At 72.8% G+C, this 23,627-nt stretch carries 22 protein-coding genes and 1 tRNA gene; 12 read left to right on the top strand and 11 right to left on the bottom strand.

From position 1 onward, the window contains the following. Positions 1–2: 2 nt before the first annotated feature. From ACFYX4_RS19255 to ACFYX4_RS19245, 3 genes are all read right to left on the bottom strand, one after another. Positions 3–1,523, bottom strand: coding sequence for a Stp1/IreP family PP2C-type Ser/Thr phosphatase (locus tag ACFYX4_RS19255; RefSeq protein ID WP_389334105.1), 1,521 nt, complete (start codon positions 1,521–1,523; stop codon positions 3–5). A 140-nt stretch (positions 1,524–1,663) separates the two neighbouring features. Continuing rightward, positions 1,664–2,182, bottom strand: a complete 519-nt coding sequence (locus tag ACFYX4_RS19250; RefSeq protein WP_389334102.1) for an FHA domain-containing protein — start codon at positions 2,180–2,182, stop codon at positions 1,664–1,666. 10 nt (positions 2,183–2,192) lie between these two features. Then, complete coding sequence (locus ACFYX4_RS19245; protein ID WP_389334099.1) at positions 2,193–3,080, bottom strand: FhaA domain-containing protein; 888 nt, start codon at positions 3,078–3,080, stop codon at positions 2,193–2,195. A 449-nt stretch (positions 3,081–3,529) separates the two neighbouring features. On the opposite strand from ACFYX4_RS19245, the gene ACFYX4_RS19240 reads away from it, so the two are divergent. The 4 genes from ACFYX4_RS19240 (at position 3,530) to ACFYX4_RS19225 (ending at position 6,612) form a co-directional block, all read left to right on the top strand. Beyond that, positions 3,530–3,613, top strand: a tRNA-Leu gene (locus ACFYX4_RS19240). Between the two features lie 217 nt (positions 3,614–3,830). After that, positions 3,831–5,339 carry a DUF2252 domain-containing protein gene (locus tag ACFYX4_RS19235; protein WP_389334096.1) on the top strand — a complete coding sequence of 503 codons (1,509 nt, stop codon included), beginning with the start codon at positions 3,831–3,833 and terminating at the stop codon, positions 5,337–5,339. Positions 5,340–5,443: 104 nt separating this feature from the next. Further along, entirely contained in the window at positions 5,444–6,241 is a 798-nt protein-coding gene (locus ACFYX4_RS19230) for a hypothetical protein (RefSeq protein ID WP_389334094.1), read from the top strand. Between the two features lie 41 nt (positions 6,242–6,282). After that, positions 6,283–6,612, top strand: coding sequence for a rhodanese-like domain-containing protein (locus ACFYX4_RS19225; protein WP_389334226.1), 330 nt, complete (start codon positions 6,283–6,285; stop codon positions 6,610–6,612). Positions 6,613–6,671: 59 nt separating this feature from the next. On the opposite strand, the gene ACFYX4_RS19220 is transcribed toward ACFYX4_RS19225, so the two are convergent. The 6 genes from ACFYX4_RS19220 to paaA form a co-directional block, all read right to left on the bottom strand. Next, positions 6,672–7,811: an acyl-CoA dehydrogenase family protein gene (locus ACFYX4_RS19220; RefSeq protein WP_389334091.1), complete on the bottom strand. Its 1,140-nt coding sequence runs from the start codon at positions 7,809–7,811 to the stop codon at positions 6,672–6,674. Positions 7,812–7,967: 156 nt separating this feature from the next. Next, the gene (locus ACFYX4_RS19215) at positions 7,968–9,035 is read right to left on the bottom strand and encodes a 2Fe-2S iron-sulfur cluster-binding protein (protein ID WP_389334088.1); all 1,068 of its coding nucleotides are present in this window, start codon (positions 9,033–9,035) and stop codon (positions 7,968–7,970) included. Continuing rightward, entirely contained in the window at positions 9,035–9,574 is a 540-nt protein-coding gene (paaD, locus tag ACFYX4_RS19210; protein WP_389334085.1) for a 1,2-phenylacetyl-CoA epoxidase subunit PaaD, read from the bottom strand. Before paaD ends, ACFYX4_RS19215 begins: the two co-directional genes overlap by 1 nt. After that, positions 9,568–10,320 carry a 1,2-phenylacetyl-CoA epoxidase subunit PaaC gene (gene paaC, locus ACFYX4_RS19205; RefSeq protein ID WP_389334082.1) on the bottom strand — a complete coding sequence of 251 codons (753 nt, stop codon included), beginning with the start codon at positions 10,318–10,320 and terminating at the stop codon, positions 9,568–9,570. Before paaC ends, paaD begins: the two co-directional genes overlap by 7 nt. Then, positions 10,317–10,604: a 1,2-phenylacetyl-CoA epoxidase subunit PaaB gene (paaB, locus tag ACFYX4_RS19200; RefSeq protein ID WP_130439069.1), complete on the bottom strand. Its 288-nt coding sequence runs from the start codon at positions 10,602–10,604 to the stop codon at positions 10,317–10,319. Before paaB ends, paaC begins: the two co-directional genes overlap by 4 nt. Next, on the bottom strand, positions 10,601–11,644 hold the full coding sequence (gene paaA / locus ACFYX4_RS19195; RefSeq protein ID WP_389334079.1) for a 1,2-phenylacetyl-CoA epoxidase subunit PaaA: 1,044 nt from the start codon (positions 11,642–11,644) through the stop codon (positions 10,601–10,603). Before paaA ends, paaB begins: the two co-directional genes overlap by 4 nt. Positions 11,645–12,738: 1,094 nt before the next feature. Here paaA and ACFYX4_RS19190 point away from each other — a divergent pair. The 3 genes from ACFYX4_RS19190 to ACFYX4_RS19180 are packed head-to-tail and all read left to right on the top strand — an operon-like array spanning position 12,739 to position 15,295. Further along, positions 12,739–13,305 carry a DUF5819 family protein gene (locus ACFYX4_RS19190; protein WP_389334076.1) on the top strand — a complete coding sequence of 189 codons (567 nt, stop codon included), beginning with the start codon at positions 12,739–12,741 and terminating at the stop codon, positions 13,303–13,305. After that, positions 13,302–14,519, top strand: a complete 1,218-nt coding sequence (locus ACFYX4_RS19185; protein WP_389334073.1) for an HTTM domain-containing protein — start codon at positions 13,302–13,304, stop codon at positions 14,517–14,519. Before ACFYX4_RS19190 ends, ACFYX4_RS19185 begins: the two co-directional genes overlap by 4 nt. After that, a complete protein-coding gene (locus tag ACFYX4_RS19180; RefSeq protein WP_389334070.1) occupies positions 14,516–15,295 on the top strand; it encodes a TrmH family RNA methyltransferase in 780 nt (259 codons plus the stop codon). The genes ACFYX4_RS19185 and ACFYX4_RS19180 overlap by 4 nt, the downstream gene beginning before the upstream one ends. A 12-nt stretch (positions 15,296–15,307) precedes the next feature. Here the strand turns inward: ACFYX4_RS19180 and paaN are convergent, their stop codons facing one another. Then, on the bottom strand, positions 15,308–17,014 hold the full coding sequence (paaN, locus tag ACFYX4_RS19175) for a phenylacetic acid degradation protein PaaN (RefSeq protein ID WP_389334066.1): 1,707 nt from the start codon (positions 17,012–17,014) through the stop codon (positions 15,308–15,310). Positions 17,015–17,184: 170 nt separating this feature from the next. Between paaN and ACFYX4_RS19170 the strand changes: the two genes are divergently transcribed. Continuing rightward, on the top strand, positions 17,185–18,699 hold the full coding sequence (locus tag ACFYX4_RS19170) for a 3-hydroxyacyl-CoA dehydrogenase (protein WP_389334063.1): 1,515 nt from the start codon (positions 17,185–17,187) through the stop codon (positions 18,697–18,699). Continuing rightward, the gene (locus tag ACFYX4_RS19165) at positions 18,696–19,289 is read left to right on the top strand and encodes a TetR/AcrR family transcriptional regulator (RefSeq protein ID WP_389334060.1); all 594 of its coding nucleotides are present in this window, start codon (positions 18,696–18,698) and stop codon (positions 19,287–19,289) included. Before ACFYX4_RS19170 ends, ACFYX4_RS19165 begins: the two co-directional genes overlap by 4 nt. A gap of 33 nt (positions 19,290–19,322) precedes the next feature. Here the strand turns inward: ACFYX4_RS19165 and ACFYX4_RS19160 are convergent, their stop codons facing one another. Further along, positions 19,323–19,898 (bottom strand): Lrp/AsnC family transcriptional regulator, encoded by a 576-nt coding sequence (locus ACFYX4_RS19160; RefSeq protein ID WP_389334057.1) that lies wholly within the window; start codon positions 19,896–19,898, stop codon positions 19,323–19,325. 175 nt (positions 19,899–20,073) lie between these two features. Between ACFYX4_RS19160 and pdhA the strand changes: the two genes are divergently transcribed. Genes pdhA through ACFYX4_RS19145 form a run of 3 tightly spaced genes read left to right on the top strand, consistent with a single transcriptional unit; the run spans position 20,074 to position 23,605 of the window. Beyond that, positions 20,074–21,207: a pyruvate dehydrogenase (acetyl-transferring) E1 component subunit alpha gene (gene pdhA, locus ACFYX4_RS19155; RefSeq protein WP_389334054.1), complete on the top strand. Its 1,134-nt coding sequence runs from the start codon at positions 20,074–20,076 to the stop codon at positions 21,205–21,207. After that, a complete protein-coding gene (locus ACFYX4_RS19150; protein WP_389334051.1) occupies positions 21,207–22,211 on the top strand; it encodes an alpha-ketoacid dehydrogenase subunit beta in 1,005 nt (334 codons plus the stop codon). The genes pdhA and ACFYX4_RS19150 overlap by 1 nt, the downstream gene beginning before the upstream one ends. Continuing rightward, the gene (locus ACFYX4_RS19145) at positions 22,211–23,605 is read left to right on the top strand and encodes a dihydrolipoamide acetyltransferase family protein (RefSeq protein WP_389334048.1); all 1,395 of its coding nucleotides are present in this window, start codon (positions 22,211–22,213) and stop codon (positions 23,603–23,605) included. The genes ACFYX4_RS19150 and ACFYX4_RS19145 overlap by 1 nt, the downstream gene beginning before the upstream one ends. Positions 23,606–23,627 lie beyond the last annotated feature (22 nt).

Below are 23,627 nucleotides of genomic sequence, written 5' to 3'. Positions count from 1 at the left end.
GCCTACTGCTTACCGCACAGCGAGACGACCTTCTGCTCTTCCTCCGAGAGGCTGGGGCCGGGGCTGGGAGTGGCGGTCGCGGTTGCGGACGGGGACGCGGACACCGAAGGGCTCGGTGTCGCCTTGGACGTGAGGGAGGAGGGAGTGGTTCCCGTGGCCTCGCCCGTCTTGGCGGTGCTCTGGCCCGTGGCCGACCCCACCTGCTTCTTGCACGCGGAGGCCTGCACGGCCAGTTCGTCGATCTTCTTCCGGGCGGTGGACAGGTTGCCCTCGGCGATCGTGGCCTCGACCAGCTTGCGCTGGTACTCGGGGAGGTACTTGAGTTCGATCTCGGGGTGGTCCTTCTCGACCTTCGAGAGCGAGACCCACGCGAGGTCCTGGCTGATGCCCCGGTACAGCGCGACGTGCTCGCCCTTGGCGCCGACGTAGTACTGCGTCTGCGTCCAGCGCCAGCCGCCGTACAGTCCGCCCCCGATGACGGCGAGCGCGAGGCCTCCGTAGAGGGATCTCTTCAGCCACCTGCGGCCCTTGCGGGGCTTGACGAAGTCGTCCTCGGTGTAGTCGCCGAAGCCGTCGGTGGGGATGAAGCCGGTGACGTCGTTGCCGGAGCCGGGCGGGCCGAACTCCCCGCCGCCCTGTCCGTGACCATGTCCGCGGCCGTGACCCTGGCGGCCGAGGCCGGAGGCGCGCCCTGCCGGGGTCTGCATGATGCCGTTGTCGTGCAGCTGGTTCTGGTTCTCGGCGACGGCGCCGACCACGACCGGGGTGTCGGACAGCTGCGCGGCCAGGGTGTCGCCGGTGTCCAGGTCGAGGACGTCGGCGACGATGACGGTGATGTTGTCGGGGCCGCCGCCGCGCAGCGCGAGCTGGATCAGCTCCTGCACGGTCTCCTGCGGGCCCTGGTAGCTGGCGAGGGTGTCCTCGAGCGTCTGGTGGGAGACGACGCCGGACAGGCCGTCGGAGCAGATCAGATAGCGGTCGCCGGCCCGGACCTCACGGATCGACAGGTCGGGCTCGACATGCTCGCCGCTGCCCAACGCCCGCATCAGCAGGGAGCGTTGGGGGTGGGTGGTGGCCTCTTCCTCGGTGATCCGGCCCTCGTCGACCAGCCGCTGCACCCAGGTGTGGTCCTGGGTGATCTGCGTCAGCACGCCGTCGCGCAGCAGGTACGCGCGCGAGTCGCCGACGTGCACCAGGCCGAGCCGCTGCCCGGTCCACAGCAGGGCGGTCAGCGTCGTCCCCATGCCTTCGAGCTGGGGGTCCTCCTCGACCAGGCCGCGCAGCTGGTCGTTGGCGCGCTGGACGGCCGTACCGAGCGAGGTGAGGACGTCGGAGCCGGGCACGTCGTCGTCGAGGGCGACGATGGTGGAGATGGCCTCGGAGGAGGCGACCTCGCCGGCGGCGGCGCCGCCCATGCCGTCGGCGATGGCGAGCAGGCGCGGACCGGCGTAACCGGAGTCCTCGTTGCCCTCCCGGATCATCCCCTTGTGCGATCCGGCGGCGAAGCGCAGTGACAGACTCATGCGCACCTCGCCCGTCGGCCCCGGGTACAGCCGGTCGTGTCGAGCCACACTGCCCACCCTCCGGTCGGGAGCGCGCCGGGGCCCGGGGTGCCGGCCGCCGCTGCGTGCTCGCTCCGCTCGCGCTCACTCATGATGTAGCACTACTTCCGCAGCTCGATGACGGTCTTGCCGATACGGATCGGCGCGCCCAGCGGGATCGGCGTGGGAGTCGTCAGTCGCGCCCGGTCGAGGTACGTGCCGTTGGTGGAGCCCAGGTCCTCGACGATCCACTGGCCGTCGCGGTCCGGGTAGATCCTGGCATGGCGGCTGGAGGCGTAGTCGTCGTCCAGCACGATCGTGCTGTCGTGGGCGCGGCCCAGGGTGATGGTCTGGCCCTGGAGCGCGACGGTCGTGCCGGTGAGGGTGCCCTCGGACACCACCAGCTTCGTCGGGGCGTTGCGGCCACGGCGGCCGCCGGAGGCCGGCTGCTGGCGCTGCTGCGGAGGCGCCTGGCGCTGGGCGGCGGCCTGCTGCGGCCGGGCGGCCTCCCTGCGCGCGCCGCGCTGGGTGACGCGCGTACCGAACAGGTCGCTGCGGATGACCTGCACGGCCACGATCACGAACAGCCACAGTACGGCCAGGAAACCCAGCCGCATGACCGTGAGGGTCAGCTCTGACATTGCCCCCGCTTCACCCTTCGGCTTGCCGGTAAATGATGGTGGTGCTGCCCACGACGATCCGCGAGCCGTCGCGGAGCGTAGCGCGGGTGGTGTGCTGCCCGTCCACCACGATGCCGTTGGTGGACCCGAGATCCTGGATCGTCGAGGGCGTTCCGGTCCGGATCTCGCAGTGCCGGCGGGAGACGCCGGGGTCGTCGATCCGCACGTCGGCCTCGGTGCTGCGGCCCAGCACGAGCGTCGAGCGGGAGATCTGGTGGCGGGCGCCGTTGATCTCGATCCAGTGGCGCGTGCGCGAGCCGGGCTGCGGGGCGCCGGCCGGGCCGCCGCCGGACCGCTGGCCGCCCGCGGCCGGCGGGTAGCCGTAGCCGCTCGAACGGCCGCCGGGCGGCGGTGCGGACGGCATGGGGGGAGCGGCGGGAGCGCCGCCGGCGGGCGGGTAGCCGTAGCCGCCGGGGCGCTGTTGTCCGCCCTGGCCGCCTTGCCCGCCGCCCGCAGGCGCGCGCTCGGGCGCCTGCTGGCTGCTGGAGGAGGCGAGCGTACGGCTGCGCACCCGGTACAGGCCGGTGTCGAGGTCGTCCGCCTTCTCCAGGTTGACCTTGATCGGCCCCATGAAGGTGTAGCGCTGCTGCTTGGCGTAGTCGCGCACCATGCCGGCGAGCTCGTCGCCGAGCTGGCCGGAGTAGGGGCTGAGCCGCTCGAAGTCGGGCGTGCTCAGCTCCACGATGAAGTCGTTGGGGACGACGGTGCGGTCGCGGTTCCAGATGGTCGCGTTGTTGTCGCACTCGCGCTGGAGCGCTCCCGCGATCTCCACGGGCTGGACCTCGGACTTGAACACCTTGGCGAAGGTGCCGTTGACCAGACCCTCGAGACGCTGCTCGAACTTCTTCAGGACTCCCATGGGGCACCTCCTCCGTCGCTGGTACTGCTGTCCCGCGTCCTGCTGCTTACCTGGTACTGCTTACTGATCGTATCCACGCGCCGGTGAATCGGCTGGTTCCCCCTGTCGGCCCCGTCGACGGGTGTCGACGGCCTCCTCGGGTCCTGCTTCCGCGTCGGCCGGTGCGCCGGCTTCCGAACGTGTCTTCCGCCCAGGATCGTAGAGGCGGCCGAGGTCCAGTGTCCCGCACCCGACTGTGGACCTCCGCCCTCTCCCGGGGAGACGGTCGCCATAGGTACGAGGTTGATACGTGAACCGGTCGTCGCCGATACGAACGGGGATGCCGCGCTCTCCCGGTGACCCCTGCCCGGGAACAAAGGGATGTGAACGCACCCTTCCCCGCGTGCTAATGTTCTGCATGTCGGAAGGCGGCGGGCAGAAAAGCCCACAAGCCCGAGGACACACCCAATGCGCGGGTGGCGGAATAGGCAGACGCGCTGGATTCAGGTTCCAGTGCCCGAAAGGGCGTGGGGGTTCAACTCCCCCCTCGCGCACGGCTGAAAGCCCCGTAGGTCTCAGACCTACGGGGCTTTCGCGTGTCCGGGACGCGGTGGTGTGCGTGAGGTATCTCACGGGTGGTCGGACGTGGCTCGCGGGTGGTCGGACGCGGGGGTGAGGGGTGTGCTCCGTGCCCGTTTTCGTTCACATTCCCGAAGTTGTCCACAGGGCCTGACGCGTTTCGGCCATCGGCTGTACGGTCGGCACGAGTTGATGTTCGGAGCGGGTGCGGGGGAGGCGGTCGTGGTGACCGAGACGGGTGCTGGAGCGGGCTCGGGCCTGGGTTCGGGTGCGGCTGTGGGTGCGGGCGCGGGGTCGGGAGCGGAGGGTGTCGAGGGGTCGCGGCTTCCCCGCGTGCGCGGGTTCGCCGAGTGGCCCGACGCGGGGGCGGCGAAGCAGGAGGGGAAGGCCCTGCGGGGGCGGGTGCCGCGGGCCGCGCACGCGGAGTTCGAGGTCGACGCCTCCCGGCCGGCGGCGGTGGCGGCCGTCGAGGAGTCCAACCGGGGCCGCCTTCCGGAGCTGACGCCGATAAGGGTGGGCAGGATGGCGGCCACTCCGTTCGCGTTCATGCGCGGCTCGGCCGGCCTCATGGCATACGACCTCGCCCGCACGCCGATGACCGGCGTCCGCGCCCAGATCTGCGGTGACGCGCACGCGGCCAACTTCGGCCTGTACGGCGACGCCCGGGGCGGCCTGGTCATCGACCTGAACGACTTCGACGAGACCGTCGACGGCCCCTGGGAGTGGGACCTCAAGCGGCTCGTCGCCTCCCTGGTGCTCGCGGGCCGCCAGGCCGGGGCCGACGAGGACACCTGCCGTCAGGCCGCCCACGGCGCCGCGGGGGCCTACCGCCGCACCATGCGGCTGCTGGCGAAGCTTCCCGTGCTGGACGCGTGGAACGCCATCGCCGACGAGGAGTTGGTGTCCCACACCGACGCCCATGATCTGCTGGGCACGCTGGAGCGGGTCTCCGAGAAGGCGCGGGCCAACACCAGCGGACGGTTCGCCGCGAAGTCGACCGAACCGACGCCGCAGGGCGGTCGCCGCTTCGTCGACGCCCCGCCGGTGCTGCGGCGCGTGCCGGACGAGGAGGCGGCCGCGGTGGCGGCCTCCCTGGAGCACTATCTGGCCACGGTGCCGGAGGACCGTCATCCGCTGCTGGCCCGCCACGCGGTGCACGACGTCGCCTTCCGCATCGTCGGCACGGGCAGCGTGGGCACGCGGTCCTATGTCGTGCTGCTGCTGGACCACCGGGGCGAGTCGCTGGTGCTCCAGGTGAAGGAGGCACGGGCGTCCGCCCTGGTGCCGCATCTGCTGACCGCCGGCTTCGAGACGCCGGACGCCGACCACGAGGGGCGGCGGGTGGTCCTCGGCCAGAAGCGGATGCAGGTCGTCAGCGACGTGCTGCTGGGCTGGACGACGGTCGCCGGCCTGCCCTTCCAGGTCCGTCAGTTCCGCAACCGGAAGGGCAGCGTCGATCCCGCCGCCCTCGCGGCCGACCAGGTCGACGACTACGGCCGGATGACCGGCGCGCTCCTGGCCCGCGCCCACTCCCACAGCGCCGACCCGCGGCTGCTCGCCGGCTACTGCGGCAAGAACGAGGAACTCGACGAGGCGATGGCCGCGTTCGCCGTCGCGTACGCCGACCGCACGGAGGCCGACCACGCGGAGCTGGTGGCGGCGGTGCGGGCGGGGCGGGTCGCGGCGGAGGAGGGGGTATGAGGCAGGGGGTGTGAGGCAGGGGGGTGGGGCCCAGGTGAGGTGAGTCGGGATGTGAGGCTCGGTGAGCTTCGGTGGGCTGCTCTGCCTTGGCCTACGCTGGTCGGGTGACGACCCCCGAAGCTGAGCAGTCGCGGCCCGAGGAGCGGCTGGAGCAGGCCGTGCGGGCCGCTGAGCAGGCGTTGATCGAGTTCGAGATCGCGGTGGAGACCTTCCGCGTCGAGGTCGAGAACTTCTCACGGCTCCACCACCAAAGACTCGGTCCGATGTACGCCCGGCTCGACGAGCTGGAGGCGCAGATAGCCGAGGCCAGGGCGGAGCGCAGCGGCGATCCCGAGGATCTGCGCAAGGCGGCCGAGGCGCGGGCCCGGGTGCTGCCGATGCCCGGGGTCGAGGAGCTGTTCCACGGCTGGATGGACGGGCAGGGGCTGTTCGACGAGGCCGCGGCGATGCTCACGGACCAGTCGGTACGGCCCCCGGAGCGGGTGCGGCCCAGTGACGAGGCCCGCAAGCTCTACCGTGAGCTGGCCCGCAAGGCCCACCCCGACCTGGCGCAGGAGGACGGGGAGCGGGCGCGGCGCGAGGAGTTCATCACCCGCGTCAACGCCGCCTACGCCCGGGGCGACGAGGGTCTGCTGCGCGAGCTGGCCGCGGAGTGGGCGGCCGGGCCGGCGCCCGAGGAGCGGCGTCCGAGCCCGAGCGAGGAGCTGTACGCGCGCCTCGAGTGGCTCGCGGAGCGCAAGGAGATGCTGGCGCTGGTGGCCCGCGAGCTGGAGGAGAGCGCGATCGGCGCGATGCTGCGGCTGGCCCCGGAGGAGCCCGACCGGCTCCTGGAGGAGATCGCCGACCAGCTGCTGGCGGAGGTCTCCAAGCGGGAGGCCGAGCTGGCGGAGCTGGTGGGGTAGCGCCGTCGGGTAGCGTCGGGCACATGAGTTTCGGAGCTGGTGTGCCCACGGTCGCGGTCGGCGACCTCAAGGACGGCGACTTCCTGCTGGACGTCCGCGAGGACGACGAGTGGAAGGCGGGCCACGCCGAAGGGGCGCTGCACATCCCCATCAGCGAGTTCGTCGCTCGGTACGGCGAGCTGACCGAGGCGGCTCCGCAGGACGGGCGGGTCCATGTGATCTGCCGCTCCGGTGGCCGGTCCGCCCAGGTCACCATGTATCTCGTGCAGCAGGGCATCGACGCCGTGAACGTCGACGGAGGCATGCAGCACTGGGCCGCCGCCGGCCGGCCTGTCGTGTCCGACGAGGGCCAGCCGGGCTTCGTCCTTTAAGGCCTGTTCGAGCGGGATCTCCCGTTGCGGGGTCTCCCGACGCGGGCTTTCGGCGTGGGTCAGGCGAGGGGGTGGGCGGCCAGAAGGTCGCCCAGCCGCTCCTCGTGCGCCGCGGCCGGGCCGAGGGACAGCTCCAGGTGCTTGGCCCAGGCGTGAAAGCGGTGCAGCGGGTAGTCGACGTCCGCGCCGAAGCCGCCGTGCAGATGCTGCGCGGTCTGCACCACCCGCCGTACGCCCTCCGAGGCCCAGATCTTGGCCACCGCGATGTCGCCGGAGGCGGGCAGCGCGCCGGGGGCTCCGGAGCTGATCCGCCAGGCGGCCTGCCACAGCGTGACCTCCATCGCGCGCAGGTCGATGTAGCGGTCGGCGGCCTGTACGGCGACCGCCTGGAACGTGGCGATCGGATGCCCGAACTGCTCCCGCTTGGCGGCGTAGTCGCTCGTCATCGCCAGCACGCGGTCGCCCAGACCGAGCGCCAGCGCGCAGGTGCCGGTGGTGAGCAGCGCGCGCAGTTCCTCCCAGGCGCCGTCGGCGGTGATGACGTGCCGGGCGGCGATCCGGGCGGAGTCGAGGCGCAGTTCCCCTAGGCGTTCACCGGTGGTGGAGATCTGCTCGGCGAGCGTGGCGCCCTCGTGGCCGCGGGGGACCAGGGCGAGGAGGCTGCGGTCGTCGCCGCCGGTGCGCGCGGGGACGAGCACGTAGTCGGCGTCGAACGCCCACGGCACCGCCGTCTGCACTCCGTCCAGCACCCAGGCGTCCCCGTCCTTCCGTGCGGTCACGGCGAGTTCGGCCGCGTCGTGACCGGTGCGGCCGTGTGCGGCGACGGTCAGTACGACCTCGCCCCGGCCGGCCCGGGCGAGCAGCTCCGACTTGGCCTCCTCGCCGCCATGGGCCTGTACGGCGGCCGCGGCCGCGCTGCTCTCCAGGAGCGGCACCCGCGCCAGCGCCTTCGCCGACTCGCGCAGCACCAGGCACAGGGCGACGGCGTCCAGGCCGGCCCCGCCGTGCTCCTCGTCGAGCAGCAGGCCGAGCAGGTCCGTGCGGGCGAGCTTCTCCCACAGCGCGCGGTCGAAGTGATCGGCGACCGGACCGCCCCTGGTGAGGGCGGGGCTGGGGACGCCGTCGGGTGCGACGTCGGCGAAGACTCCCCGCGCGGCCTCGGCCGCCGCCTGCTGCTCCTCGGTGAAGGTGAAGTCCACGGCCTGTCCTCCCGACGGGTCAGCTGATCTGACGGAGCGTCAAGATAGAACAGGTTCTAGAAGAAGGGAACGGGCGGGCGGGGACGGCCGGGTGGGGACAGGCGGGTGAGGACGAGTGGGTGAGGACGAGCGGGCGCGCGCTCAACTCCCGTTCTCTCAGCGGTCGAAGTCCACCTCCACCGCTTCCGTCAGCGGATGCGACTGGCAGGCCAGGACATAGCCCGCCTCCGTCTCCTCCGGTTCGAGGGCGAAGTTGCGGTCCATGCGGACCTCGCCCGAGACCAGGAAGGCCCGGCAGGTGCCGCACACCCCGCCCTTGCAGGCGTAGGGGGCGTCGGGGCGGTTGCGCAGGACCGTCTCCAGGAGCGATTCCCCGTCCCGCACGGGCCAGCTGCCTCCGCGGCCGTCGAGGCGGGCGGTGACCGTGCTGTGCGAGGGAGCGCCGGACGCGGCCCCGGGCACCGCTGCGGTGACGTCCACGTGGAAGATCTCCTCGTGGATGCGGGAGCGGGGGACGCCGATCTCCCGCAGCGCCCGTTCCGCGCCCTGCACCAGGCCGAAGGGACCGCACAGGAACCATCCGGCCACGTCCGCCACGGGCAGCAGCGCCGGCAGGAGCCGCGTCAGCCGCTCCTGGTCCAGCCGCCCGGACGGCAGTCCGGCCTGCTGTTCCTCCCGGGAGAGGACGGTGACCAGCTGCAACCGCTCCGGGTACCGGTCCTTCAGGTCGGCGACCTCGTCCAGGAACATCGTCGAGGCGGCCGTCCGGTCGCTGCGGATCAGGCAGAACCGGGCCGCGGGCTCCCGCGCGAGCAGCGTGGAGACGATCGACAGCACCGGTGTGATGCCGCTGCCGCCGACGACGGCCGCGTACAGGCCGGGCGCGGGGTCGAGCGTGAACCAGCCGGCCGGGGTCATCACCTCCAGCTCGTCGCCGACGTTGATCTCCTTGAGCGCGTACGTGGAGAAGGCACCGCCCTCGACCAGCCGCACGCCCACCCGCAGTGTGCGCGGACCGTCGCCGCCGGGGTCGGGTGCGGGCGAGCAGATCGAGTACGTCCGGCGGACCTCGATCCCGTCGGCCCGGCGGCGCAGGGCGAGGTGCTGGCCCGGCGCGTGCCGGTACTCCTCGCACAGTGCGGGGGGGACCTCGAAGGTGAGGGCGACGGAGTCGTCGGTGAGCCGGTCCACCGCGGCCACCGGGAGCGGGTGGAAGCGGGCCATCACAACTCCTTGAAGTGGTCGAAGGGCTCACGGCAGGCGAGGCAGCGGCGCAGCGCCTTGCACGCGGTGGAGGAGAAGCGGCTGAGCAGTTCGGTGTCGGCGGAGCCGCAGTTCGGGCAGAGGACGGGTTCCTCGGCCGGGGTCGCCGCCACGGTGTTCGTGCGGGTCGGGCCGAGGGCCAGCGAGACCGGTTCCGACGCCGACCGGGCGCGCGGCGGCGCGATGCCGAACTCCCGCAGCTTGCGGCGGCCTTCGGCGGAGATGTCGTCCGTCGACCAGGCCGGCGTGAGCACCGTGCGTACGGTGACCTCGCGCACGCCGTGCTCGTGCAGCACCCGCTCGATGTCCAGGGACATCGCCTCCACGGCCGGGCAGCCGGTGTAGGTCGGGGTCAACTCGACCTCGACGGCGTCCGTGTCGCGCACGTGCACCGCGCGCAGCACGCCGAGCTCCTGGAGCGTGATCACGGGCAGCTCGGGGTCGAGCACCGACCCGGCGACGGCGAGGAGTTCGGCCTCCAGCGCGGTGAGCGTCACCATGACGCCCCCGGGTGGCTGCGGTGCAGATGCTGCATCTCGGCGAGCATCCGTCCGAAGGACTCGGTGTGCACACCCTGACGGCCCGCGCCGGCGCTCCACGCCCCGGTCCGGGCACCCTCGGGCACCTCCAGCTCCGCCCGGCGCAGGATCTCCCCGACCGATTCCAGCCAGGCCGTCTCCAGCTCCGCCCGGTCGACGTCGACGCCTTCCACCGGCTGGAACATCTCCCCCGTGAACCGCCACAGTGCCGTGCACGCCCGGCGCATCCGCTCATGGCTGGTTTCGGTGCCGTCGCCGAGCCGCAGGGTCCACTGCTCGGCGTGGTCGCGGTGGTAGGCGACCTCCTTGACGGCCTTCGCGGCGAGCCCGGCGAACGGGCCGTCTCCTGTGGCCAGTTGGGCGTACAGCAGGTGCTGGTAGGTGGAGAAGTACAGCTGGCGGGCGATGGTGTGGGCGAAGTCGCCGTTGGGCTGCTCCACCAACTGAAGGTTGCGGAAGGCGCGTTCCTCACGCAGGTACGCGAGGTCGTCCTCGTCGCCGGCCATCGACAGCAGCACGCGGGCCTGGCCGAGCAGGTCGAGCGCGATGTTGCCGAGGGCGACCTCCTCCTCCAGGACCGGCGCGTGGCCCATCCACTCCCCCAGCCGGTGGGAGAGCACCAGCGCGTCGTCGCCCAGGGCGAGGGCTGCGGTCGCGTACGCGGGGGCCGGGCCGCCGCTCCGCGTCGTCTTCTCGGGCGTGGTCACAGGTGCTTCACCCCCTCCGGGATCTCGTAGAACGTCGGGTGCCGGTACGGCTTGTCGGCGGCGGGTTCGAAGAACGGGTCCTTCTCGTCCGGCGAGGAGGCGGTGATCGCGGTGGACGGCACCACCCAGATCGAGACGCCCTCGCCGCGCCGGGTGTACAGGTCACGCGCGTTGCGCAGGGCGAACTCCGCGTCCGGCGCGTGCAGGCTGCCGGCGTGGGTGTGGGAGAGGCCGCGCCGGGAGCGCACGAAGACCTCCCAGAGGGGCCAGTCGGTGTTCGTCATGCCTGCTCCACTCCCGCTCCGCGGGTACCGGCCCCGCCGCTGTGCCTGGCCGCGTGGGCCGCGGCCGCCTCCCGTACCCAGGCGCCCTCGTCGTGGGCCCGCCTGCGCTGGTCTATCCGCTGGTCGTTGCAGGGGCCGTTGCCCTTGAGGACCTCCTTGAACTCCGCCCAGTCGATCGGGCCGAAGTCGTGGTGTCCCCGCTCCTCGTTCCACTTCAGGTCCGGGTCCGGGAGTGTGAGGCCCAGGGACTCCGCCTGCGGGACGCAGATGTCCACGAAGCGCTGGCGCAGCTCGTCGTTGGAGTGCCGCTTGATCTTCCAGGCCATCGACTGCGCGGAGTGCGCGGACTCGTCGTCGGGCGGGCCGAACATCATCAGCGAGGGCCACCACCAGCGGTCCACCGCGTCCTGCGCCATCGCGCGCTGCTCCGGCGTGCCCCGGCTGAGGGCCAGCAGCAGCTCGTAGCCCTGGCGCTGGTGGAAGGACTCCTCCTTGCAGACGCGGATCATCGCGCGTGCGTACGGGCCGTAGGAGCAGCGGCACAGGGGCACCTGGTTGGTGATCGCGGCGCCGTCCACCAGCCAGCCGATCGCGCCTACGTCGGCCCAGGTCAGCGTGGGGTAGTTGAAGATCGAGGAGTACTTCTGGCGGCCGGTGTGCAGCTTGTCGAGCAGCTCGTCGCGGCCGACGCCGAGGGTTTCGGCCGCGCTGTACAGATACAGCCCGTGACCGGCCTCGTCCTGGACCTTCGCCATCAGGATGGCCTTGCGGCGCAGCGAGGGCGCGCGCGTGATCCAGTTCGCCTCCGGCTGCATGCCGATGATCTCGGAGTGGGCGTGCTGGGCGATCTGGCGGACCAGGGTCGCGCGGTAGGCGTCGGGCATCCAGTCGCGTGGCTCGATGCGCTCGTCGGCGGCGACGGCCTCGTCGAAGACGCGCTGGTAGACGTCCTCGGCGCTGGGCTCGCCCGCCGCGCCGTCCTGAGCGGCGTACTGCTGTGTGCCGGCCGGCTGGTGCGCGGCTGCGGCTGCTGTCGCCATGCGGTCCCCCTCGACCTCGGGCTCTGCCGAGCCTCTCCCGACCGATCGTTCGGTCCGTGCGATTCCATGGTGGGACGGCCGTCGTAAGGTGTCAACCGCTGTGGAAAACCCGTGGGTCTCCCTGTGGACAACCCGTGACGACCCGGGCGGCGGGGCCTGCCCGTCCGTCCGTCGTCCCGGTCGGGGCCGGGGGAGGGCTGCGCGGGCCGGGTGGGGCTGAGTACCGTTCGTGCGACGACTGTGCGACGGGCGTGCGAAGGCCGTCCGGGTGTGTGCGGCCGGGGCACGGGATGCCGCGGGGTGCGCGGGAACGGGCCGCCGTGGCACGGCTGGGCGGTCGGAAGACGGACGGAACCGGGGAACGGGGCGGAATGGACGCGTACGACGGAGGCACTGACGCCCCGCGGGAGGCGGAGGCGTCACGCGGGCCGGAGGCGGGGCCGCCCACGGGCGACGCGTCACGGGCGACGGGCTCCGTGCCCCGCCCGCGAACCGAGGCCCCCGGCGCCGGCCGCGGTCCGGACACCGGATCCGGAGCCGCCTCCGACTCCCCTGAGGACACCTCCGCCGACTCCGGCATAGCCCCGGCCGACCCGGCCGACCCGGCCGACCCGGCCGACCCGGCCGACCCGGCCGACCCGGCCGACCCGGCCGACCCGGCCGACCCGGCCGACCCTGCCGGCACCTCGGGGCACCCTGACCGGGCTGGTCGGGCTGGTCGGGCTGGTCCCGCTGGTCCGGCTGGCCCCACCAGCACGTCAGAGCACCCCGGCCCCGCTGGCACCCCGGACCGCCCTGGCCCCGCCGATCCCGCTGGCGCCTCAGGGCACCCTGGCCCCGTCGGCACCCGGGAGCACCCCAGCCCCGCTGGCACCCCGGCCCACCTTGGCCCCGGCGGCTCCACTAGCTCCGTCGGCCCCGTCGGCTCTGCCGGCCCCCCGGACCACCCTGACTCCGTCGGGTTCTCCCTCCGCCCCGGCACCACCCCCGCCCCTCCCGCCCCCGATGAACCCCGTACCGGTGTCGCCGCTCTCTCGACGCGGGGGCAGATAGTCGCCGCGCTGGCGCTCGCGGTCGTCGCGGTCGCTGTGTGTGTGCACGTCGGGATGGTGTTCCTGCATGTCGCGCCCGCCAACACGATCACCAAGGCGCACGGCGAGGCGGTCGACGAATGGGTCTACCCCGAATTCGAGCAGAACTGGAAGCTGTTCGCGCCGAACCCGCTCCAGCAGAACATCGCCGTCCAGGTCCGGGCCGACATACGCACCGCGGGCGGTGAGCCCCGGACCACCGGCTGGTACGACCTCTCCGCGCAGGACGGCCGCGACATCGACGGCAACCTGCTGCCGAGCCACACCCAGCAGAACGAACTGCGCCGCGCCTGGGACTTCTACACCGGTTCGCACGACTCCGAGAACCGCGCGGTGAGCACGCGCAGCGCCCTCTCCGAGTCGTATCTGCGCCGCATCGTCGTCCTGCGCCTGGAGCGCGGCGGCGCGGCCGGGCAGGGCGGCGTCGTCGAGCGGGTCCAGGTCCGTTCCAAGACCACCGAGGTGCCGGTGCCGAGCTGGAGCGACGACAAGACGTCGTCGGAGGCGTCGTACCGCGTCCTGCCCTGGTGGCCGGTGACGGCCGCCGACACCGAGGGAGGCGCGCGGTGAACCGGATCTCCCTGTCGGTGTCCGCCGCCATCGCGCGCGTGACCGGAACGGCGCTCGGGCCCTACCAGACCGCGGTGGTCCGTATCGGCTTCAGCCTCACCTGGCTGATGTTCCTGCTGCGCGAACTCCCCCACCGCGGCGAGCTCTACGGCCCCGACGGCCCCTGGAGCTGGGAGCTGGCCCGGCGGCTGATCGACGACAACGGCGCGTTCACGGCGCTGATGTGGTCGGACGGACGGGCCTGGTTCGAGATCGTGTACGCGCTGTCGGTGCTGTCGAGCGTGCTGCTGCTGCTCGGCTGGCGCACCCGCACCACCTCGGTGCTCTTCATGGTCGGCGTGCTCTCGTTGCAGAACCGCAGCGTCTTCATGGGCGACGGCGGCGACAACGTCCTGCATCTGATGTCGATCTACCTCGTGTTCACGCGCTGCGCCCAGGTGTGGTCCCTGGACGCGCGGCGGGCGCGGCGTGAGGCGGCGGCACGCGCGCGTGGGGAGTGGGTCACCGACCGGATCGGGCCCGTGCTGTGGGTGGTGCTCGGTTTCGCACTGGTCACCGTGACCGCGGCGGGCCGTCTCGACGGCGACCCGACGGTGCCCGTGATCCTGTGGGCGGTGTGGACCGTGCAGGGCCTGTGGTGGGCCGTGGGACGCCTGGGGAAGTCCTCGGAGCCCCGGATCCTGCTGGACGTCGTCGCCAACGTGCTGCACAACGGCGCCCTGTTCGTGATCATGGCCGAGGCCTGTCTGATCTACGCGACCGCCGGCTGGTACAAGATCCAGGGCTCGCGCTGGCAGGACGGCACCGCGGTCTACTACCCGCTGCACCTGGACTACTTCTCGCCCTGGCCGGCGCTGGCCGAACTGCTGTCCTCCAGCGGCACGATGGTCACGCTCGTGACATACGGGACGGTCATCGTGCAGGTCGCCTTCCCGTTCACGCTGTTCAACCGGCGGGTGAAGAACGTCCTGCTCGCGGTGATGATGCTCGAGCACGCGGTGATCGCCGTGGTCCTGGGGCTGCCGTTCTTCTCGCTCGCGATGATCGCGACCGACGCGGTCTTCCTGTCGACGCCGTTCCTGCGCCGGCTGGGCGGCTGGGCGGCACGCGCGCGTACCGGAATGATCTCGCGCGGCGCGGCGGCCGTGCCCAGGCAGCGGGATCCGGACGCGGCCGAGGAAGCCGAACCGCGCCGCGTAGGCTTCACGGCATGACCGAGCCCGACTCCGGCCCCGGCCTCCTCGGCGGCGTTCTCGGCCGATGGCGGCGGCTCGCCGACGCCTGTGTGCTGCTCGACGGCTTCCACGCCCTCAAGCACGCCGTGCGCTTCGGGGCCGACGTCCCGGTGGCGGTCTGCGTGGACCGGCGGGCGGCGCTCGCCCTGGCCGACGAACTCGCCCCCGACGTACGCGGGACCCTGGACGCGCTCCTGACGGAGGTGCCGGAGACGACGTACGCCTCGCTGGTGCAGCGCCCGCATCCCACCGCCGTGGCCGCGCTGGCCGTGCGCCCCGCGCGTGAGGCGAACCTGCTCGCGCTGGCCCGGGAGCCGCGCACCGCGCCCGTCGTGGTGCTCGACGAGCCGCGCAACCTGGGCAACGCGGGGGCGGTGATCCGGCTGGCCGCCGGGTTCGGGGCGACCGGGGTCGTCACCACGGGCACGCTCGACCCGTGGCACCCGACCGTCGTGCGCGGCGGGGCGGGACTGCACTTCGCGACCGCCGTGGAACGGCTGGGCGTCGACGAACTGCCGCCCGGCCCGGTGTTCGCGCTGGACCCGGAGGGCGAGGACATCCGGGGCGTGAAGCTCCCGGACGACGCCGTGCTCGCCTTCGGCTCGGAGCGCAGCGGGCTGTCCGGCGCGCTGCGCGCGCGGGCCGACCATCTCCTCGCGCTGCCGATGCGGCCCCAGGTCTCCAGCTACAACCTCGCCACCAGCGTGGCGATGACGCTGTACCACTGGAGCGCGGGGCCGCACGGCGCGGCCTGACGCGCGGCGTCCTCACGCCTCCCGGCGCACCTCGACGACCCGGAAGCGGTTCGCCACGAACGCCCCGTCGCACAGCGCGGAGTTCGCCGCCGGGTTGCCGCCGGAGCCGTGGAAGTCGGAGAACGCGGCCGTCTGGTTGACGTAGACCCCGCCGGTGAGGTTCAGCGACAGCTGGGCGGCCTCCTCCAGGCAGACCTCCTGGATCCCCTGCTCGACCTCCTCGTCGGTGGTGTACGCGCCGACCGTCATCGCGCCCTTCTCGCGGACCGTGCGCCGCAGCAGGTCGAGCGCGTCCGCGGGGGAGTCGACGGCGACGGCGAAGGAGACCGGCCCGAAGCACTCGCTCAGGTAGGCCGGCTCGTCGTCCGCGCCCTCCCAGTACTTGCGCGCGCCGTCCAGCTTGACGATCACGGGGGTGCGCACGACCGCGTCGGGGAACTCCGGGTTGCCGACCTCGCGGGAGGCGAGCGCGACCTCGCCGAGGCCCGCGGCGGCCTCCAGGCGGGCCTTGACGTCCGGGTTGACTAGGGCGCCCAGCAGGGCGTTGGCGCGGGCGTCGTCGCCGAGGAGGCCGTCGACCGCGCGGGCCAGGTCGGCGACGACCTCGTCGTAGGTCTTCGGGCCCTGGTCGGTGCGGATGCCGTCGCGGGGGATCAGCAGGTTCTGCGGGGTGGTGCACATCTGGCCGCTGTACAGGGACAGCGAGAAGGACAGGTTGGCGAGCATGCCCTTGTAGTCGCCGGTGGACTCGACGAACACCGTGTTGACGCCGGCCTTCTCCGTGTGGACCTGCGCCTGGCGGGCGTTGGCCTCCAGCCAGTCGCCGAAGGCGGTCGACCCGGTGTAGTCGATGATCCGGATCTCGGGCCGGGTGGCCAGCGTCTTGGCGATGCCCTCGCCGGGCCGCTCGGCGGCGAGCGCGACCAGGTTGGGGTCGAAGCCGGCCGCGGCGAGCACCTCGCGCGCGACGCCCACGGTCAGCGCGAGCGGCAGCACCGCGCGCGGGTGGGGCTTGACCAGGACCGCGTTGCCGGTGGCCAGGGAGGCGAACAGCCCCGGGTAGCCGTTCCACGTGGGGAAGGTGTTGCAGCCGATCATCAGCGAGACGCCGCGCGGGACCGGCGTGAACTGCTTGGTCAGCGCGAGCGGGTCCCGCTTGCCCTGGGGCTTCGTCCACTCCGCGGCGTCGGGCGTGCGGACCTGCTCCACGTAGGCGTACGCCACCGCCTCCAGGCCGCGGTCCTGGGCGTGGGGGCCGCCCGCCTGGAACGCCATCATGAACGCCTGGCCGGAGGTGTGCATGACCGCGTGGGCGAACTCGTGGGTGCGGTCGCTGATCCGCTTGAGGATCTCCAGGCAGACCGCCGCGCGGATCTCCGCGCCCGCGTCCCGCCAGGCGCGCTGCCCGGCCTTCATGGCGGGGAGCAGCACGTCGATGTCCGCGTGCGGGTAGCTCACGCCCAGTTCGACGCCGTAGGGCGAGACCTCGCCGCCCACCCAGTCGTCCGTGCCGGGCTGGCCGAGGTCGAGGCGGGAGCCCAGGAGGGCGTCGAAGGCCGCCTTGCCCGCCGCCGCGTCCAGGCTGCCGTCCTCGCCGTAGGCCTTGGGGTGCTCCGGGTGCGGTGACCAGTACGCGCGCGTACGGATCGCTTCCAGGGCCTGATCGAGGGTGGGCCGGTGCTTGGCGATCAGATCGTGTGCGGTGAGTTCGGCGGCCATGCGGGACCAACTCCTCGTCGTGAGAACTCTTCGTCGAGCTCAGGACCTGGACGGAAACCCTGCGAAGCAGGGACAGGAACGGACGGTCAGAGTTAGAGTAACCGAACGATCGGTCGGGACAAGGGGGTCCGCCGCATCTGTGGACAACGCCGTGCGGGAGGATCGCGCACATGACAGCACTCGACCTCAGCAGCCCCGTGGCCGTCGTCGGCACGGGCACCATGGGCCAGGGCATCGCCCAGGTCGCGCTGGTCGCGGGCCACCCCGTACGGCTGTACGACGCCGTCCCCGGACGGGCTCGGGAGGCCGCCGTCGCGATCGGCGCCCGCCTGGACCGGCTCGTCGAGAAGGACCGGCTCACCGCCGCCGACCGGGACTCCGCCCGCGACCGCCTCACGCCCGTGGACGACCTGGCCGGGCTCGCCGACTGCGCCCTGGTCGTCGAGGCCGTCCTGGAGCGCCTGGACGTCAAACAGGAGCTGTTCCGCGCGCTGGAGGACGTGGTCGGCGACGACGTCCTGCTCGCCACCAACACCTCGTCCCTGTCGGTGACGGCCGTCGGCGGCGCCCTGCGCAACCCGGGCCGCTTCGTGGGCCTGCACTTCTTCAACCCCGCGCCGTTGCTGCCGCTGGTGGAGGTCGTCTCCGGCTTCGCCACCGACGTCACGTCGGCCACGCGCGCGTACGAGACGGCCCGCGCCTGGGGCAAGACGCCGGTCGCCTGTGCCGACACCCCCGGCTTCATCGTCAACCGCATCGCGCGGCCCTACTACGCCGAGGCCTTCGCGGTCTACGAGGCGCAGGGCGCCGACCCGGCCACCATCGATGCCGTCCTGCGCGAGTCCGGCGGCTTCAGGATGGGCGCGTTCGAGCTGACCGACCTGATCGGGCAGGACGTCAACGAGTCGGTGACGCACTCCGTGTGGCAGTCCTTCTTCCAGGACGCGCGCTTCACCCCCTCGCTCGCCCAGCGCCGCCTGGTCGAGTCCGGACGCCTCGGCCGCAAGAGCGGCCAGGGCTGGTACGACTACCGCGACGGGGCCGAGCGGGCCGAGCCGCACACCGCGGAGAAGCACCGCGCGCCCGCTTACGTCGTCGCCGAGGGCGACCTCGGTCCCGCCTCGGAGCTGCTCGCGATGATCCGCGAGGCGGGCATCCAGGTCCGCGAGGAAGAAGAGGACCACGGCACCCGGCTGGTCCTGCCGAGCGACGGCGCGCTGGCGCTCGCGGACGGTCAGACCTCCGTGGAGTTCCGCGACGTCGTCTACTTCGACCTCGCCCTGGACTACCGCAAGGCCACCCGCGTCGCCCTGTCCGCGTCCCAGGACACCTCCCCGCAGGCCGTGTCCGAGGCGATCGGCCTGTTCCAGGCGCTCGGCAAGGACGTCAGCGTCATCGGCGACGTCCCCGGCATGATCGTCGCGCGCACGGTCGCGCGGATCGTCGACCTCGCGCACGATGCCGTGGCCAAGGGCGTGGCCACCGAGGAGGACATCGACACGGCGATGCGCCTCGGCGTGAACTACCCGCTCGGCCCCTTCGAGTGGAGCCGCAGGCTCGGCCGGGTCTGGGCGCACGACCTGCTGGAGGAGCTGCATCTGCGCGAGCCCTCCGGCCGTTACGCACCCTCCCTGGCGCTGTACCGCCACGGACACGCCGCAGACACGCGGAGGGGAACCTCATGACCACCGTCAAACGCGACACGTACACCCCGGAGACGCTGCTCTCGGTCGCCGTGCGGGTCTTCAACGAGCGCGGCTACGACGGCACCTCCATGGAGCACCTCTCCAAGGCGGCCGGCATCTCCAAGTCGTCGATCTACCACCATGTCGCCGGCAAGGAGGAGCTGCTGCGCCGCGCGGTGAGCCGGGCGCTGGACGGCCTCTTCGGGATCCTCGACGAGGAGCACGCGTGCGTGGGGCGTGCCGTCGAGCGCCTGGAGTACGTGGTGCGGCGCATGGTCGAGGTGCTCATAGCCGAGCTGCCCTATGTGACGCTGCTGCTGCGCGTGCGCGGCAACACCGACACCGAGCGGTGGGCGCTGGAGCGGCGGCGCGACTTCGACCACCGGGTGGCCGAGCTGCTGAAGGCGGCAGCCGCCGACGGGGACGTGCGGGGCGACGTGGAGGTCCGGCTCGCGACGCGGCTGGTCTTCGGGATGATCAACTCGGTCGTCGAGTGGTACCGGCCGGACGGGCGCGGCGCGGGCGAGCGCGAGGTGGCGGACGCGGTGGCCCGGCTGGTGTTCTCCGGGCTGCGCCAGGAACGGGACTGAAGCACAGGGCGCTCGCCTTCTCCGCGGCGTGCCCTAGCCGGGGCGGCCCTGGGTCTCCAGGTCCTCCTCCTCGAACACCAGCAGCGTGCGGGTGCTGAGCACCTCGGGGATCGCCTGGAGCCGGGTGAGTACCAGCTCGCGCAGCGCCCTGTTGTCGGGCGTGTGCACGAGGAGCAGCACGTCGAAGTCCCCGCCCACCAGGGCGATGTGGGAGGCGCCGGGCAGCTGCCTGAGCTGCTCGCGCACCGTGCGCCAGCTGTTCTGCACGATTTTCAGCGTGATGTAGGCGGACGTGCCGTGGCCGGCGCGTTCGTGGTCGACGCGCGCCCCGAAGCCGCGGATGACGCCGTCCTCGACGAGCCGGTTGATGCGCGCGTAGGCGTTGGCACGGGAGACGTGGACGCGTTCGGCGACCGAACGTATCGAGGCGCGGCCGTCCGCCTGGAGCATCTGGAGGATGTCCTGGTCGATCGAGTCCAGGGGGCGGGGCGGCGGCAGCGGGACGGCCGGGGCGGGAGGGGCGCCGCCTTCCGGGCGCGGCACGGCGGTGCTCTCCGGGCGTGGCGCGGCGGAGCTCTCCGGGCCGTCGGCCATTTGTTCAGATGCCATGTCCCCCCGCCTCTCCGCCGTGGACGTACTGCGTTCATTGCAGGCTGTGGAGAACCGTTTGTCCACAGCCTGAGGGGGCCAGTAGCCAAAATGTGCCGACGACCGAACAATCGGTAGGTGAGACGCCTCACAGCCGACGCGTCTCCCGTAGCCACTCCTTTGAGGAGGTGCCGTCATGACGGTCATGGAGCAGCGGGGCGCGTACCGGCCCACCCCGCCGCCCGCCTGGCAGCCCCGCACCGACCCCGTGCCGCTGCTGCCCGACGCGAAGCCCCACCGCGTCCTCGGCACGGAGGCGGCCGCGCAGACCGCGCCGGAGCTGCTGCTCCGGCTCTACGCGGAGCTCGTGCGGGGCCGCCGTTACAACGTGCAGGCCACCGCCCTCACCAAGCAGGGCAGGCTCGCCGTCTACCCCTCCAGCACCGGCCAGGAAGCCTGCGAGGTCGCCGCGGCGCTCGTGCTGGAGGAACGCGACTGGCTCTTCCCCAGCTACCGCGACACCCTCGCGGCCGTAGCCCGCGGCGTGGACCCCGTCGAGGCGCTGACGCTGCTGCGCGGCGACTGGCACACCGGCTACGACCCCCGCGAGCATCGCGTGGCGCCTCTGTGCACGCCGCTCGCCACCCAGCTCCCGCACGCGGTGGGCCTCGCGCACGCCGCCCGCCTCAAGGGTGACGACGTGGTCGCCCTCGCCATGGTCGGCGACGGCGGCACCAGCGAGGGCGACTTCCACGAGGCGCTGAACTTCGCCGCCGTCTGGCAGGCCCCGGTCGTCTTCCTCGTCCAGAACAACGGCTTCGCCATCTCCGTGCCGCTCGCCAAGCAGACCGCCGCCCCCTCCCTGGCCCACAAGGCCGTCGGGTACGGCATGCCGGGCCGGCTGGTCGACGGCAACGACGCCGCCGCCGTGCACGAGGTGCTGACCGACGCCGTGCGGCACGCGCGCGAGGGCGGCGGCCCCACCCTCGTGGAGGCGGTGACCTACCGCATCGAGGCGCACACCAACGCCGACGACGCGACCCGCTACCGGGGCGACGCCGAGGTCGAGACCTGGCGCGACCACGACCCGATCCTGCTGCTGGAACGCGAGCTGACCGAGCGCGGGCTGCTCGACGAGGACACCCGGCAGGCCGCGCGGGACGCCGCCGAGACCATGGCCGCCGACCTGCGCGCCCGGATGAACCAGGACGCGACGCTGGACCCGATGGACCTGTTCGACCACGTGTACGCCGAGCCCACTCCCCAACTGCGCGAGCAGCGCGCCCTGCTGCGGGCCGAGCTGGACGCGGAAGCGGAAGGGGCGCACTGATGACCACCGTCGCCGTCAAACCCGCCACCATGGCGCAGGCCCTCACGCGCGCGATGCGCGACGCGATGGCCGCCGACCCGTCCGTGCACGTCCTGGGCGAGGACGTCGGCACCCTCGGCGGCGTCTTCCGGATCACCGACGGACTCGCCGCGGAGTTCGGCGAGGACCGCTGCACAGACACCCCGCTCGCCGAGGCCGGCATCCTCGGCACCGCCGTCGGCATGGCCATGTACGGCCTCCGGCCGGTGGTGGAGATGCAGTTCGACGCCTTCGCCTACCCGGCGTTCGAGCAGCTCATCAGCCATGTCGCCCGGATGCGCAACCGCACCCGCGGCAGCATGCCGCTGCCGATCACCGTCCGCGTCCCCTACGGCGGCGGCATCGGCGGCGTCGAGCACCACAGCGACTCCTCCGAGGCGTACTACATGGCGACTCCGGGGCTCCATGTCGTCACGCCCGCCACCGTCGCCGACGCCTACGGCCTGCTGCGCGCCGCGATCGCCTCCGACGACCCGGTCGTCTTCCTCGAACCCAAGCGGCTGTACTGGTCGAAGGACGCCTGGAATCCGGAGGATCCGCCGAGCGTCGAGCCCATCGGCCGCGCGGTGGTGCGGCGCTCCGGCCGGAGCGCCACCCTCATCACCTACGGGCCTTCGGTGCCGGTCTGCCTCGAAGCCGCCGAGGCGGCGCGGGCCGAGGGCTGGGACCTCGAGGTCGTCGATCTGCGCTCCCTGGTGCCGTTCGACGACGAGACGGTCTGCGCCTCGGTACGACGGACCGGACGCGCGGTCGTCGTCCACGAGTCGGGCTCCTTCGGGGGGCCGGGCGGGGAGATCGCGTCCCGCGTCACCGAGCGCTGCTTCCACCACCTGGAGGCGCCGGTGCTGCGCGTGGCCGGTTTCGACATCCCCTACCCGCCGCCGATGCTGGAGCGTCATCACCTGCCCGGCGTCGACCGCGTCCTGGACGCCGTGGCGCGTCTTCAGTGGGAGGCCGAGAGCTGATGGCACAGGTGCTGGAGTTCAAGCTGCCCGACCTCGGCGAGGGGCTCACCGAGGCGGAGATCGTGCGCTGGCTGGTCCAGGTCGGCGACGTCGTCGCCGTCGACCAGCCGGTCGTCGAGGTCGAGACGGCCAAGGCGATGGTCGAGGTCCCCTGCCCCTACGGCGGTGTCGTCACCGCCCGCTTCGGCGAGGAGGGCACGGAACTGCCCGTCGGGGCCCCGCTGATCACGGTGGCGGTCGGCCCCGCGTCCTCCGACGAGCAGGCCGAGGGCTCGGGCTCGGGATCGGGCAACGTACTGGTCGGGTACGGCACGTCGGAGGCGCCCGCGCGCCGCCGCCGGGTACGGCATGACCGGCCCGCACCCGCCGCGCCCGCCGCACCCGCCGCGCCCGCCGTCTCCCTGCGTCCCGCCGACGGTCGTGTCGGCGGCTCCGGGCCGGCCGACGGGCCCGTTCCGGTGATCTCGCCGCTCGTCCGCAGGATCGCCCGCGAGAACGGCCTGGACCTGCGGCAGTTGACGGGGTCCGGCCCCGACGGCCTGATCCTGCGGGCCGACGTGGAGTACGCGCTGAGTGCGGCGGCCTCGCAGGGGCGGGGCACGGCGCTCGTCGACCGCGCGCCGGTCGCGGCGTCGGCACCCGCCGCGTCGACCATGGCGACCGCGCCCGCCCGGGCTGCGGCGTCCGCTCCCGCGTCCGTCGGGACCGGTACGCGCGTCCCCCTCAAGGGCATCCGCGGCGCGGTCGCCGACAAGCTCTCCCGCAGCCGGCGGGAGATCCCGGACGCGACCTGCTGGGTGGACGCCGACGCGACGGAGCTGATGCGGGCCCGGGCCGCCATGAACGCGGCCGGGGGGCCGAAGATCTCCCTCGTCGCGCTGCTGGCCCGGATCTGCACCGCCGCCCTGGCCCGTTTCCCCGAGCTGAACTCCACGGTCGACCAGGAGGCGCGGGAGGTCGTCCAGTTCGACCACGTCCACCTCGGGTTCGCCGCGCAGACCGAACGGGGGCTCGTCGTCCCCGTGGTCCGCGACGCCCACGCGCGGGACGCCGAGGGGCTCACCGCGGAGTTCGCCCGGCTGACCGAGGCGGCCCGCACCGGGACCCTCACCCCGGGCGAACTCACCGGCGGCACCTTCACGTTGAACAACTACGGCGTGTTCGGCGTCGACGGCTCCACGCCGATCATCAACCACCCCGAGGCGGCCATGCTCGGCGTCGGCCGCATCGTCCCCAAGCCGTGGGTGCACGAGGGCGAACTCGCGGTGCGCCAGGTCGTGCAGCTCTCGCTCACCTTCGACCACCGGGTGTGCGACGGCGGCACGGCGGGCGGCTTCCTCCGCTATGTGGCGGACTGCGTGGAACAGCCGGCGGTGCTGCTGCGCACCCTGTGATCACCGTGCGGGTCCTCTTGCC

Source organism: Streptomyces sp. NPDC002328 (genome assembly GCF_042890065.1).
In the GTDB taxonomy this organism is placed as follows: domain Bacteria; phylum Actinomycetota; class Actinomycetes; order Streptomycetales; family Streptomycetaceae; genus Streptomyces.
Note: the sequence above shows the minus strand (reverse complement) of the source record. Positions and strands in the feature narration are given on the sequence as shown.